Below are 14,273 nucleotides of genomic sequence, written 5' to 3'. Positions count from 1 at the left end.
CAGTAATAAGGATAACAAAGTAAGTACAATTACAATGAAAGACTATATAAGTTTACTTAGATAAGCATGCGCTTCATCCTCATTGGAGGACTGAGGTTTCGCTGTGCGAATATCATTAATAGTTTCAATGCATTGACGGGTATCTTCTATACCAAAACCAAGACCATCTAGTATTTTATGATAACTAACAGTGTGAAGATCGGTGAAACCGTCAGAAAACTCAACTTCCCGACCATTACATATAATAGATCGGTATGTGGTTTTTTTATATTTAATATCTTCAGGCAAATCGTTTGCATCAATAGAAAGAAACCAACGAACCTTTGCTCTTTCATACTCCAGGTAACCACACGCTCTGTATTCATCACTATAATGCAACTCATTACGTTCGAGATCACCAAATATAAAATGCAGCATATCAAAGAAATGTATACCTATATTGGTTGCAATTCCAAATGACTTTCTCGGATCACCTTTCCAACTTTCCATATACCATTTACCACGTGATGTAATATAAGTAAGATCAACTTCATATTTTTCACTATAAAATTGCTCGGCAATCTCACTTTTTAAATTCAATATTGTTTTATGATGACGAAGTTGCAGGATATTATAAACCTTATTGCCCGTTTCCTTTTCTATATCACTCAATTCATCCAGCAGCCCAGGTGTAGGAACCAGAGGTTTCTCACATATAACATTACACCCTAATCTCAAACCTGCTGAAACATGGGCTTTATGTAGATAATTCGGTGAACACACTACCAAATAATCCAGCGCTGCTTGTGGCTTTTTCTTAATAGAGTAAGCATAATCTATAAAATTCTCAAACTCAGTGAAAAACTCACTCTGCGGAAAGATATTATCAATGATACCTACAGAATCATTAATATCATAAGCGCATACCAAATCATTACCAGTTTCTTTAATCGCCTTCATGTGACGAGTGGCAATATAGCCGGCAGCACCTATAAGTGCGAATCTTTTCATTCGGTAACCTTAATAAAGTTTAAAGGACATTCTATTGAAAAACCTCAAGCCTTTATTACGTTATCTTCAGCCTCACGATATTTTCCACGACTATCAATAATTAACTGAGCATTCTCTCTTATTCCTTCATAATTGAAGCAATCATGATCTGTAGCCAGTACTACTGCGTCGAACATCCTGATATTGTCTACAGTCAACTGTACGCTTTGCAGATCAAAGTAGTGTTCTCGCATTCTGGGGAACTTTGGTACATGAGGGTCACTATAAGCAACAATTCCTCCTTTATCACGCACCAGATCCATTATTTTTACTGAAGGAGACTCACGCATATCATCCACATTTTTTTTATAGGAAACGCCCAAGACCAAGATTTGACACCCTTTAAGAGCCTTACCCTGATTATTCAGACCTTCAATCAGCTTATTTAAAACATACTCAGGCATGGCTCTATTTACCTCACCGGCAAGCTCTATGAAACGGGTATGTAAACCATACTCACGAGCCTTCCAAGTAAGATAAAATGGATCAATAGGAATGCAGTGCCCTCCCAAACCTGGCCCGGGGTAATAAGGAGTAAAGCCAAATGGCTTGGTGGCGGCTGCATCTACAACTTCAAAAATATCCACTCCCATTCGATCGGCTACTATTTTCATTTCATTAACCAGTCCAATATTCACTGCTCTATGTATATTTTCCAACAGCTTCGTCATTTCCGCTGTACGTGTTGAACTGACGGGAATAATTTTATTGATAGCATGTTGGTACAATGCTACCCCAACCTTTAGACAATCAGGAGTGCAACCGCCAATGATTTTAGGAATACAGCAGGTTTCAAATTCAGAATTCCCTGGATCTTCACGTTCAGGAGAATACACTAAAAATAGTTCCAGACCGACGCTAAGTCCAGATTTTTCCAAGCGAGGAAGCAACTCTTCTTCGGTGGTGCCGGGATAGGTTGTACTTTCCAATGATACAATTTGACCATGGCGCAAATAAGGAACAATGCATTCTGTTGTATTAATCACAAATTGCATATCAGGCTCACGGTATTTGTTTAGTGGTGTAGGCACACATAATATAAGGGCATCACACTCAGCAACCAAAGAAAAATCATCAGTTGCTCTAAAGCCACTATTAATCGCACATATAATATTACTATCAGATATATGAGAGATATAGCTTTTCCCATTATTTAGCTGTTCGATTTTACTTTTATCGATGTCAATACCTAAAACTCTGAAACCAACATGGCTATAGCGTAAAGCTAAAGGCAAACCTACATACCCCATGCCCAGAATGCCGATGACGGCTTCTTTTTTATTGAATTTATCAATCGATAATTGTGCTAACGACATGTGTAAAGCTCCGTTTGCCATGATTGGATATCTGGGCACACCAATAATGCTTTAAACACGCTACCGCCCGGAGGTTACAGCCCCTCAATGCTGCCAGCGCCTGTTTTTTGACCGGGCAGCACTGCAGGCAGCATATCGCCGTAAGGATTGATGATTGGCTTATGTGCCGGCCTTGCTCCCTGGCCCTGCATTGTTCAGTGTAAGCCATGGCGGGCGCCTTGATCGTGAAAATTTTGTGTTGCGGATCATGGTGTTGTTTTATTTTTGCGGCGCGAGCGGGAGTGGTTGAAAAGCGTACAGCCGGGCGGGGAGCCAGGTGGAAAAGCGGCCCGCGCCGCCGGGGCGCGGGCCGGTGCTCAGGCGGCGCCGTTGCCGGCGATGCGCTCGCCCAGGTGGAACAGGCTGAACTCGCCGGGTTGCATCTTGTGCCACTGCTCGTTGTTGGTGAGCGGCTGGGTGGCGATCACGGTGACGATGTCGTTGGGGGTGGTTTCCTTCTGGAAGTCGATTTCCACCTCTTCGTCGATCAGGCGCGCCGGGCCGAAGGGAGCGCGGCGAGTGATCCAGTGCAGGTTGTTGGTGCAGTAGGTCATCAGGTGCTCGCCATCGGTGAGCAGCATGTTGAACACCCCCAGGGTGCGCAGCTGGTCGCACAATGTGGCCACGTGGCGGAACATGGCCGCCATGTTGCCGGGCCTGCGCGGGTATTTGCGCTCCAGCTCGTGCAGCAGCCAGCAAAAGGCCAGTTCGCTGTCGGTGTCGCCCACCGGCTTGTGCCGGCCGGTTTTCAGCTTCTTGTAGCCGGTGAGCTGGCCGTTGTGGGCAAAGGTCCAGTAGCGGCCCCACAGCTCGCGGGTGAAGGGGTGGGTGTTCTCCAGCGCAATGCCGCCCCGGTTGGCCTGGCGGATATGGCTGACCACGGCGCAGCTCTTGATGGGGTATTCCTGCACCAGCTGGGCGATGCGCGACTGGCTGGAGGGCTGGGGATCCTTGAAGGTGCGCAGCCCCTTGCCCTCGTAGAAGACGATGCCCCAGCCGTCCTTGTGGGGGCCGGTGCGCCCGCCCCGCTGCATCAGGCCGGTAAAGCTGAAACAGATGTCGGTGGGTACGTTGGCGCTCATGCCCAGCAGTTCACACATGGCGCTTACCCTTGCTCCATCTCTTTTTCCACCAGCTGGATCAGGATGTGGATAATCTTGATATGCACTTCCTGGATGCGGTCGGCATAACCGAAGTGGGGCACCCGGATCTCCACGTCCGCCAGGCCGGCCATCTTGCCGCCGTCCTTGCCGGTGAGCGCAATCACCTGCATGCCCTTGGCCCGCGCCGCTTCTATCGCCTTGATAATATTGCCGGAGTTGCCGCTGGTGGAGAGGCCGAACAGCACGTCGCCCTTGCTGCCCACCGCTTCCAGGTAGCGGGAGAACACGTACTCGTAGCCGAAGTCGTTGGACACGCAGGAGATGTGGCTGGGATCGGAAATGGCGATGGCCGGGTAGCCGGGGCGGTTTTCCCGGTAGCGGCCGGTCAGCTCTTCGGCAAAGTGCATGGCGTCGCAGTGGGAGCCGCCGTTGCCGCAGGAGAGCACCTTGCCGCCGGCCTTGAAGCTGCTCGCCAGCAGTTTGGCCGCCCGCTCAATGGCGGCGATGTTGGCGTCGTCGGCCAGAAAGCGGCTCAGCACCTCGGCGGCTTCGGTGAGTTCGTTGCGGATCAGGTCCTGGTACATGAAATTGCCTCTCACTTGCGGTAAAGGGGCATTTTGGCATAAGTCGCCAGGGGCGGGAAGCCGGGGGAGCCGGCAGGCTTGAGCCCGGCCGGTGCGGTTGTCCTCCCGCCCGGCTCAGGATATACACTTTTTTAACGGCCGCGCAGCTTGATTTAAACACTCGTATGAATTACAACTAGGGAAAACAAACAGGTCAGACCTCTTACCTTCATCGTACAAGGAGTTGTTTATGGTTACCGCATTGTTGCTGCTGCTCACCTGGGGGGGGCTGGCCTATCGCCAGAACCGGCTGGTGGTCGCCACCCTGGTTACCGCCGTCATTCTCGGCCTGGGCACCGCCCTGGGCGAGGTGGGCCCGGTCGTCTGGCTGCTGTTCTCCCTGGTGGCCGGGGTGCTCAACCTGCCGGCCCTGCGCCACGGCCTGCTGAGCCGGCCGCTGTTCCGGGTGTACAAGGGGCTGATGCCGGAGATGTCGCGCACCGAGAAGGAGGCCATCGAGGCCGGCACCACCTGGTGGGAGGCCGAGCTGTTCCGCGGCAAGCCGAACTGGCAGACCCTGCACAACTACCCCCAACCCCGCCTGAGCGAGGAAGAGCAGGCCTTTCTGGACGGCCCGGTGGAAACCGTGTGCCGCATGACCAACGACTGGGAAGTGACCCACGAGCGCGCCGATCTGTCGCCGGAAGTCTGGGCCTACCTGAAAGAACACAAGTTCTTCGCCATGATCATCGCGAAGGAATACGGCGGCCTCGAATTTTCCGCCTATGCCCAGTCGCGGGTATTGCAGAAGCTGTGCAGCACCAGCGCCGTGCTGGCCTCCACCGTGGGCGTGCCCAACTCCCTCGGCCCGGGCGAGCTGCTGCAGCACTACGGCACCAAAGCGCAGAAAGACCATTACCTGCCCCGCCTGGCCCGGGGCGAGGAGATCCCCTGCTTCGCCCTCACCAGCCCGGAAGCGGGCTCGGACGCCGGCGCCATTCCCGACTATGGCGTGGTGTGCCTGGGTGAGTGGCAGGGCAAAGAGGTGCTCGGCATGCGCATCACCTGGAACAAGCGCTACATCACCCTGGCGCCGGTGGCCACGGTGCTGGGGCTGGCGTTCAAGCTGCGCGACCCGGAGCGGCTGCTGGGCGGCGAGGAAGATCTCGGCATCACCTGCGCGCTCATCCCCACCCACACCCCGGGGGTGGACATCGGCCGCCGCCACTTCCCGCTCAACGTGCCCTTCCAGAACGGGCCCACCCAGGGCAAGGACGTGTTCGTGCCCATCGACTATATCATCGGCGGCCAGGAAATGGCCGGCCAGGGCTGGCGCATGCTGGTGGAATGCCTGTCCGTGGGCCGGGGCATCACCCTGCCCTCCAACGGCACCGCCGGCAGCCGGGTGTCGGCGCTGGCTTCCGGCGCCTACAGCCGCATCCGCCGCCAGTTCCGGCTTCCCATCGGCAAGATGGAAGGCATCGAAGAGCCGCTGGCCCGCCTGGGCGGCAACGCCTATCTGTCGGACGCGGCCAGCATGCTCACCGTGACCGGCATCGACCTGGGCGAAAAGCCCTCGGTGATCTCGGCCATCGTCAAGTACCACCTCACCGACCGCAGCCAGCGCAGCATCATCGACGCCATGGACATCCACGGCGGCAAGGGCATCTGCATGGGCCCCAGCAACTACCTGGCCCGGGGCTACCAGGGTGCGCCCATCGCCATCACGGTGGAAGGCGCCAACATCCTCACCCGCAGCATGATCATCTACGGCCAGGGCGCCATCCGCTGCCATCCCTACGTGCTGGCGGAGATGCTGTCGGTGCAGGAGCCGGACGCCAAAAAGGCGATGGCCCAGTTCGACCGGGCCCTGTTCGGCCACCTCGGTTTCGCCCTGGGCAATTTCACCCGCAGCGCCTGGTTCGGCGTTACCGGCGCCCGCCTGAGCCCGGCGCCGGTGAAGGACGCCACTGCCCGCTACTACCGCCAGATGAACCGGCTGTCCGCCAACCTGGGGCTGCTGTCCGACGTGGCCATGGCCACCCTGGGCGGCGAGCTCAAACGCAAGGAGCGCTTGTCGGCGCGCCTCGGCGACATCCTGAGCCAGCTCTACTTGGTGTCAGCCACCCTCAAGCGCTTCAACGACGAGGGCCGCCCGGCCGAGGTGCTGCCGCTGGTGCACTGGGCCTGCCAGGACGGCCTCTACCGGGCCCAGGTGGCGCTGGTGGAGCTGCTCGACAACTTCCCCGCCCGCGGCCTCGGCAGGGTACTAAAGCTGCTGCTGATGCCCTTTGGCGCGCCGCTCAAGCGCCCCTCCGACCGGCTGGATCACCAGGTGGCCCGCCTGCTGCAAACCCCGGGCCTGGCCCGCAACAGCCTGGCCGGCGACCTTTACCTCACTCCCGAGGAGGGCAACCCGCTCGGCATGCTGGAGCAGGCGCTCACCGACATACTGCGCGCCGAGCCGGTGTTCGACAAGGCGACCAGGGCCGTCGGCCGCCGCCCCTTTACGATGCTCGACCAGCTGGCGGAAGAAGCCCTGGCCGTCGATGCCATCAGCCAGGAGGAAGCCGCCCTGCTGAAAGTGGCGGAAGCCAGCCGGCTGCGCACCATCAACGTGGACGACTTCGATCCGCTGGAGCTGGTGGTCAACAAGGCCAGCTTCGACGACTCCATGCTCAACAAGGCCGCCTGAACGGCACGCTCCTGTAGGGCCCATTTCAATGGGCCTTTCCCACCAACGGCGCCGTGTTCGGTCGAATAAATTCGACCCGACAGACACCTCCATCCGTAGGGTCCGTTTCAACGGACCTTTCCGCCACCGGCGCCGGGGTTCGGTCGAATAAATTCGACCCTACAAGTTGGCGCGTTGCACCGGGTCTGCCGTAGGGTCCACTTCAGTGGACCTGTCCGACCACGGCGCCGGGTTCGGTCGAATAAATTCGACCCTACAAGTTGGCGCGTTGCACCGGGTCTGCCGTAGGGTCCACTTCAGTGGACCTTTCCGATAACCGCGCCGGGATTCGGTCGAATAAATTCGACCCTACAAGTTGGCGCGTTGCACCGGGTCTGCCGTAGGGTCCACTTCAGTGGACCTGTCCGACCACGGCACCGGGATTCGGTCGAATAAATTCGACCCTGCAAGCCCCCGCCGTCGGGCCCATGTCAATGGGCCTTTCCCACCAACGGCGCCGGGGTTCGGTCGAATAAATTCGACCCTGCAAGTTGGCGCGTTGCACCGGGTCTGCCGTAGGGTCCACTTCAGTGGACCTGTCCGACCACGGCACCGGGGTTCGGTCGAATAAATTCGACCCTACAAGCCCCCGCCGTCGGGCCCATGTCAATGGGCCATTCCCACCAACGGTGCCGGGATTCGGTCGAATAAATTCGACCCTGCAGGCCCCGCCGTAGGGTCCATGTCAATGGGCCTTTCCCACCAACGGCGCCGGGATTCGGTCGAATAAATTCGACCCTTTCCGATAACGGTGCCGTGTTCGGTCGAATAAATTCGACCCTACAGGCCCCGCCGTAGGGCCCATGTCAATGGGCCATGCCCACCAACGGCGCCGGGGTTCGGTCGAATAAATTCGACCCTGCAAGTTGGCGCGTTGCACCGGGTCTGCCGTAGGGTCCACTTCAGTGGACCTGTCCGACCACGGCACCAGGATTCGGTCGAATAAATTAGACCCTGCAAGTTGGCGCGTTGCACCGGGTCTGCCGTCGGGTCCACTTCAGTGGACCTTTCCGATAACGGCACCAGGATTCGGTCGAATAAATTCGACCCTACAAGTTGGCGCGTTGCACCGGGTCTGCCGTAGGGTCCACTTCAGTGGACCTGTCCGATAACGGCGTCGGGGTTCGGTCGAATAAATTCGACCCTACAAGTTGGCGCGTTGCACCGGGTCTGCCGTAGGGTCCACTTCAGTGGACCTTTCCGATAACCGCGCCGTGTTCGGTCGAATAAATTCGACCCTGCAGTCGACCCTGCGGCGGTGGCGCCGGATCCACGGGCTAACCCTCTTCTTTCCGACAAAATACTTGAAAAGTGATAATCAATCTCACTATCATACGCACCATGATTTCACACACCCCGAAGCCCCGATGCTGGAACTGCAACAGATTCGTGTGCACCGCGACAACAGGACCATACTGAGCCTGGACGAACTGTCGTTCGCGCCGGACGCCTTTACCGTCATCCTCGGTCACAACGGCTCGGGCAAGTCGACGCTGATGAAGCTGCTGGCCCGGCAAATGCCGCCGGACGAGGGCCGCATCCATCTCGACGGCCGGCCCCTCGGCCACTATTCCCAGCGGGAGTTCGCCCGCCGCATCGCCTTCCTGCCCCAGCGCCTGCCGGAAGTGGCCGGGCTCAACGTGCGCGAGCTGGTGCACCTGGGTCGCTTTCCCTGGCGCGGCATGCTGGGCCGCTGGCAGCGCGGTGACCATGCCCTGGTGGAAGAAGCCATGAGCCATACCAGGGTGGACCGGCATGCCGAGCACCAGGCCGACCTGCTCTCCGGCGGTGAGCGCCAGCGGGCCTGGGTGGCCATGCTGCTGGCCCAGCAGTCGCCGCTGCTGCTGCTGGACGAGCCCACCTCGGCGCTGGATCTCAGCCACCAGTACGAACTGCTCAAGCTGCTGCAAACCCTCAACCGGGAGCAGGGCCGGGGGGTTATCGTGATCCTGCACGATCTCAACCTGGCGCTGCGCTTCGCCGATCGCATCGTCGCGCTGAAACAGGGCCGGCTGCTGTTCGACCGGGCCCCGGCCGAGCTGATGTCGGAGCAGTTGCTGTCCGAGCTCTATAACATTCCCATTCGCCTGATCGACCATCCGGACCAGGATGAAAAGATCGCCGTTGTCGCCTGAGTCATGTTGATGAAAACACCCCTTACCCTGTTGTTGCTCCTCCTTGCCGCTTTCAAGGCGCAGGCCATTGACGTTACCGACAGCCTGGGCCGCCACGAATTCGCCTCTGCGCCGCAGCGGGTGGTCGCCCTCAACTGGGCCGCCGCCGAGCATCTGCTGGAGCTGGGCGTCACCCCGCTGGCGGTAGCCGACGTCACCGGCTACCGGGAATGGGTGGTGCAGCCGGCCCTGCCCGCCGGGGTCGAGGACGTCGGCATGCGCCAGGAGCCCAACCTGGAGCGGCTGGCGGAACTCAAGCCCGATCTCATCATCAGCGGTGACCAGCAAGGGGATCTGGTGCCCCGCCTGTCCCAGATAGCCCCCGTGCTGCACTTCGAGAGTTTCAGCAGCGAGCACAACAACGCCGAGGCCGCTCGCCGGGTGTTCCTGAGCCTGGCCAGGGTGCTGGACCGGGAGGAGCGGGCCGAGCAACGCCTGGCCGAGCTGGAGCAGGGCTTCGAGCAACTGAAGGCCCGGCTGCACGCCCACTTCGGCGACACCTTGCCCAAGGTGACCGTGGTGCGGCTGATGGACAGCAGCCATGTGCGCATCTACGGCGACAACGGCATGCCCCAGTATGCCCTGGAACGCCTCGGCATCGCCCCCGCCCTGCCCCAGCCCGCCACCCAGTGGGGCCAGGTGCAGAAGAAGCTGACCGATCTGGGCGCCCTGCGCGACGGCGTGGTGCTCTATATCGAGCCCTTCCCCGAGGCCGACAAGCTGTTCGCCACCCCGCTGTGGCGGGCCATGCCCTTTGCCCGTGCCGGCCGGTTGGCGGCGGTGCCCTCCACCTGGACCTACGGCGGCGTCATGTCCCTCGGCTACCTGGCCGACAACCTGACCCGGGCCCTGCTGAGCGTGCCGAAGGAATGAGCCGATACCTGTTGCTGCCGGCCGCCCTGCTGGCGCTGGCCCTGCTGCACCTGCAGCTGGAGCCGACGGTGCCCCTCGCCGGGCAATGGGCCCTGCTGTGGGGTGCCGAGCCCGAGCAGTTCGCGGAATTCCAGTTTTTCTACAGCGCCCTGCCCCGGGTGGCCATGGCGCTGCTGGTGGGCGGCGCCCTGGGGCTTTCCGGCAGCGTCTTGCAGCAGCTCACCCAGAACCGGCTGGTGTCGCCCATGACCCTGGGCGCCTCGTCCGGCGCCTGGCTGGGGCTGGTGTGCGCCGCCGTCTGGGCGCCCGCCCTGGCGGCCAGCCACGGCCACTGGATTGCCCTGCTGGGGGCGGCGCTGTCGGCGGCGCTGGTGCTGCTGATCGCCGGTCGCCACGGCATCCGCGGCCTGCCGGTGGTGCTGGCGGGCATGGCGGTCAACCTGCTGCTGGGCGCCCTGGCCTCGGGGCTGGTGCTGCTCAACGATCAGTACACCCGCAACCTCTTTATCTGGGGCGCCGGCGATCTGGCCCAGACCGACTGGCACTGGGTGCTCTGGCTGCTGCCCCGGCTGCTGCCGGTGGCAGTGCTGCTGGCGCTGTTCGCACCCCGGCCGCTGACCCTGCTGCGCCTGGGAGACGACGCCGCCCGCGCCCGGGGCATGAGCCTGTGGCCGGTGCTGCTCGCCCTGCTGGTGGCCGCGCTCTGGCTGAGCTCGCTGGCCATCACCGCCGTCGGCCTGATCGGCTTTATCGGCCTGCTCACCCCCAACATGGCGCGCTTTTTCGGCGCCCGCACCGCCCGCGACGAGCTGCTCTTTTCCACCCTGCTCGGCGGCCTGCTGCTGCTGGCCACCGACGCCATCGCCCTGGGCTTCAGCCGGGTTTCCACCGATCTGGTGCCGAGCGGCGCGGCGGCGGCGCTGATCGGCGCGCCCGCCCTGTTGTGGCTGCTGCGCAGCCGGATGCATGCCCAGGATCAGAGCGCCATCCGCCTGCCCGGCGAGCGCTGGCGGGTCACCCGGGCCAGCTGGCTGGCGGTGGCGGCCGCCATCCTGGCCCTGATCCTGATCAACCTGACCCTGGCGCCCACCGGCCAGGGCTGGCAGTGGTCCTGGCCCGATGAGCTGCTGTGGTCGCTGCGCTGGCCGCGCCTGCTCACCGCCGCCGGCGCCGGCGCCGGCCTGGCGGTGGCCGGGGTGATACTGCAGCGGCTGATCCGCAACCCCCTGGCCAGCCCGGACATCATGGGCATCTCCGCCGGCGCCACCCTGGCGCTGGTGCTGGGCGTGCTGCTCGGCGGCAACTCCATCCACGACGGCGGCCCGCTGCTGGCCTTCGGCGGCAGCATGGCGGTGCTGGCCATCCTGCTGCTGCTCGGCCGCCGCCACGGCTACGCCCCGGCGATGATGGCGCTGGTGGGCATCGCCCTCGCCGCCTTCCTCGACGCCCTGCTGCAGTTCACCCTGGCCAAGGGCAACGATCAGGTGTTCGCCATCCTCGGCTGGCTGTCGGGCTCCACCTACCGGGTGAGCGAAGCCCAGGCCGGCTGGCTCACCGCCGGCATCCTGCTCACCTGGCTGCTGGCCCTGGCCTCGGGCCGCGGCCTGACCCTCGTGTCCATCGGCGACGGCATCGCCCTCGGCCGGGGCCTGGCCCTGGACCGCACCCGGGTGCTGCTGCTGGTGCTGGTGTCGGTGATCTGCGCCCTGGTCACGGCGGTGATGGGGCCGGTGGCCTTCGTCGGCCTGCTGGCGCCGCACATGGCGAGCCTGCTGGGCGCGCGCAAGGCCGCCTCCCAGCTGCTGCTGGCCTCCCTGCTCGGCATGGCGCTGATGCTGCTGTCGGACTGGCTGGGCCGGGTGCTGCTCTACCCCATGCAGCTGCCCGCCGGCACCCTCGCCTCCATCATGGGCGGCAGCTACTTTATTTACCTGCTGGCCCGCAAGCGGGCGGTGTGATCAAGTAATAACAACGCCTCGGGCATGGCGCCGCCATCTCGGGGCCTATATAAAAATAACAATCATTGGCTTTCGTGCTCAACTGCAGATTCAGGAGAAGGTTGTAATGCCGTTTCAGAAGAAACACCTGTCCCGTTTTATCGCCGCCGCCCTGCTGGCCGGCCCGGCCTGGGCCCAGCAAACGACCCAGTTCGACACCGTCATGGTCACCGGCTCCCGCAGCCAGGCCCAGATATCCGACCTGAGCAACAGCGTTAGGGTCATCGAAAAAGAGCAGCTTGAGCAGCAGATCAAGGCCGGCAAGGAGTTCAAGGACGCCCTGGCCCAGCTCATCCCCGCCCTCGATCTGGGCAGCCAGAGCCGCACCAACGCCGGCCAGAACATGCGCGGCCGGGCGGTGCTGGTGATGATCGACGGGGTATCGATGAACTCGTCCCGGGGCGGTGGCCGCCAGCTCGACGGCATCGACCCCTTCAACATCGAACGCATCGAGGTGCTGTCCGGCACCAGCGCCCTCTACGGCGCCGGCGGCCTGGGCGGCATCATCAATATCATCACCAAGAAGGGCGAGCCCGGCCGGCAGCTGGAGCTGGAGGCGGGGGCACGCAGCGGCCTGAACAGCAGCGACGACGGCGACCTGCGCACCGGCCTGGCCCTGAGCGGCGGCAACGACGACATCAACGGCCGGCTGTCGCTGGCCTACGGCAAGAACCGGGGCGCCTACAACGCCGACGGCGATCCCATCCTGATGGACATCGCCCAGACCAGCCTGCAGTACAACGAATCCCTGGATCTGATGGGCAACCTGCAGTTCCGCTTCACCCCGGAGCAGAGCCTGTCGCTGACCGCCCAGTACTACGACAGCAAGAGCGACGGCGAGCACGGCATGTTCCTCGGTGACGACTTCGGCGGCGTCACCGAAAAGGATCCGGAACAGCTGGCCATTCGCGGCGGGGTCGACTCCGACCGCTCGCCCCGCACCCGGCGCGATTTCCTCAACGCCAGCTATCACCATCAAAACTGGCTCGGCCAGGAGCTCTACCTGCAGGGCTTCTACCGCAGCGAGTCGTTCAACTACCACCCCTTCCCCTACGTCAACGGGACCGCTTACGACAACGTTTATGCCTATGCCGCCTCGCAGCAGAACACCGAGGTGTTCGGCGCCAAGCTGGCGCTGGTGGCCAAACCGCTGGAGCGCCTGAGCCTGACCTACGGCGTGGATGTCGATCGGGAGCTGTTCGACGCCACCCAGATGTACTTCGATCTGGACCAGGCCAAACAGAGCGGCGGCCTGACCATGCAGGAAGACGTTACCGTGGGCCGCTACCCGGGCTACCGGGTCGACAGCCTGGCTGGCTTTATGCAGCTCAATTACGCCCTGACCGAGGATCTCGGCCTGAACGCCGGCTTCCGCCACCAGCGCCTGAGCAACCGGGTGGATGATTACATCGCCATGAACCAGCAGATCGCCATCGCCAACGGCAGCGCCACCTCGGCCGACGCCATTCCCGGCGGCGAGATCGACTACGACGTCAACCTGTTCAACGCCGGCCTGGTGTATGACCTGAACGCCAGCCAGCAGCTCTGGCTCAATTATGCCGAAGGCTTCGAGCTGCCGGATATCGCCAAGTATTACGGCCTGGGCAACTACGGCGCCGCCGATGCCAACGGCCACCTGCCGCTGCTGGATTCGGTGGACGTGGCCGGCTCGCCGCTGCAGGGGGTCGAGACCCAGTCCTGGGAGCTGGGCTGGCGCCTCTCCGACGGCATCTGGGACGCCCAGCTGGCCGGCTACTACAGCCTGTCGGACAAGACCATCAGCTACGACCGGCAGACCCTGTCGGTGCTGCTGAAGGATGACAAGCGCCGCATCTACGGCCTGGAAGGGGATCTCAGCGTCTGGCTGCATGACGACTGGCAGGCCGGCGTCGGCGGACACTGGGTGTTCTCCGAGACCGAAACCACCGCCGGCTGGCGCAAGCTGGCGGTGACCGAGGCCAGCCCGAGCAAGCTGACCTCCTTCCTTGCCTGGCAACCGGCCCAGCCCTGGTCGCTGCGGCTGCAGGCCCAGAAGATGTTCGATCTGCGCGACGACGACGGCAACAAGCTGGAAGGCTACCACACCGTCGACCTGCTGGGCCGCTACCAGCTGCCGGTGGGCACCCTCAGTGCCGGCATCGAGAACCTGTTCGATCGGGACTACACCACCATCTGGGGCCAGCGCGCCCAGGTCTGGTACGTGCCCTACTACGGCCCGAACGAACTCTACGACTTCAAGGGCCGGGGCCGCACCTTCAGCCTGACCTACAACGTGAAGTTCTGAAAAATACCGCGGCCGGCCCCTGACCGGTCGCCTGAATGCCTGCCCGGAAACGGGCGGTTATAACAACGGGATAAAAGCGCGCGGCGCTGTTCCGGCCGCTCCGGCGGCCGCCAGCTACCGACATGCCGGCACCAACGCGCCCAATACAATAAATACGAATT

Annotated in this window: 9 protein-coding genes; 5 read left to right on the top strand and 4 right to left on the bottom strand. The window is 61.4% G+C overall.

Translation table 11 applies throughout. The features are described 5' to 3' along the window. Positions 1-42 precede the first annotated feature (42 nt). The 4 genes from C7H85_RS13040 to lpcA all read right to left on the bottom strand — a co-directional run bounded on the left by C7H85_RS13040 (position 43) and on the right by lpcA (position 4,071). The gene (locus tag C7H85_RS13040; RefSeq protein WP_106730133.1) at positions 43-990 is read right to left on the bottom strand and encodes a Gfo/Idh/MocA family oxidoreductase; all 948 of its coding nucleotides are present in this window, start codon (positions 988-990) and stop codon (positions 43-45) included. Positions 991-1,034: 44 nt separating this feature from the next. Beyond that, positions 1,035-2,345, bottom strand: coding sequence for a nucleotide sugar dehydrogenase (locus C7H85_RS13035; protein ID WP_106730132.1), 1,311 nt, complete (start codon positions 2,343-2,345; stop codon positions 1,035-1,037). 356 nt (positions 2,346-2,701) lie between these two features. Then, positions 2,702-3,484 (bottom strand): class II glutamine amidotransferase, encoded by a 783-nt coding sequence (locus C7H85_RS13030; protein WP_106730131.1) that lies wholly within the window; start codon positions 3,482-3,484, stop codon positions 2,702-2,704. A gap of 5 nt (positions 3,485-3,489) precedes the next feature. Further along, the gene (gene lpcA / locus C7H85_RS13025) at positions 3,490-4,071 is read right to left on the bottom strand and encodes a D-sedoheptulose 7-phosphate isomerase (RefSeq protein ID WP_106730130.1); all 582 of its coding nucleotides are present in this window, start codon (positions 4,069-4,071) and stop codon (positions 3,490-3,492) included. 229 nt (positions 4,072-4,300) lie between these two features. Between lpcA and fadE the strand changes: the two genes are divergently transcribed. The 5 genes from fadE (at position 4,301) to C7H85_RS13000 (ending at position 14,112) form a co-directional block, all read left to right on the top strand. Further along, positions 4,301-6,745: an acyl-CoA dehydrogenase FadE gene (gene fadE, locus C7H85_RS13020; protein WP_106730129.1), complete on the top strand. Its 2,445-nt coding sequence runs from the start codon at positions 4,301-4,303 to the stop codon at positions 6,743-6,745. Between the two features lie 1,406 nt (positions 6,746-8,151). Beyond that, positions 8,152-8,919 (top strand): ABC transporter ATP-binding protein, encoded by a 768-nt coding sequence (locus C7H85_RS13015; RefSeq protein ID WP_106730128.1) that lies wholly within the window; start codon positions 8,152-8,154, stop codon positions 8,917-8,919. Between the two features lie 9 nt (positions 8,920-8,928). Beyond that, the gene (locus C7H85_RS13010) at positions 8,929-9,831 is read left to right on the top strand and encodes an iron-siderophore ABC transporter substrate-binding protein (protein ID WP_245879663.1); all 903 of its coding nucleotides are present in this window, start codon (positions 8,929-8,931) and stop codon (positions 9,829-9,831) included. Then, on the top strand, positions 9,828-11,789 hold the full coding sequence (gene fhuB / locus C7H85_RS13005) for a Fe(3+)-hydroxamate ABC transporter permease FhuB (protein WP_106730127.1): 1,962 nt from the start codon (positions 9,828-9,830) through the stop codon (positions 11,787-11,789). Before C7H85_RS13010 ends, fhuB begins: the two co-directional genes overlap by 4 nt. 106 nt (positions 11,790-11,895) lie before the next feature. Further along, complete coding sequence (locus C7H85_RS13000) at positions 11,896-14,112, top strand: TonB-dependent receptor (RefSeq protein ID WP_106730126.1); 2,217 nt, start codon at positions 11,896-11,898, stop codon at positions 14,110-14,112. Positions 14,113-14,273: the final 161 nt, after the last annotated feature.

Source organism: Zobellella endophytica (genome assembly GCF_003012775.1).
GTDB lineage: Bacteria > Pseudomonadota > Gammaproteobacteria > Enterobacterales > Aeromonadaceae > Oceanimonas > Oceanimonas endophytica.
The sequence above is the reverse complement of the archived record's forward strand: the minus strand, read 5'-3'. Positions and strand labels throughout refer to the sequence as shown.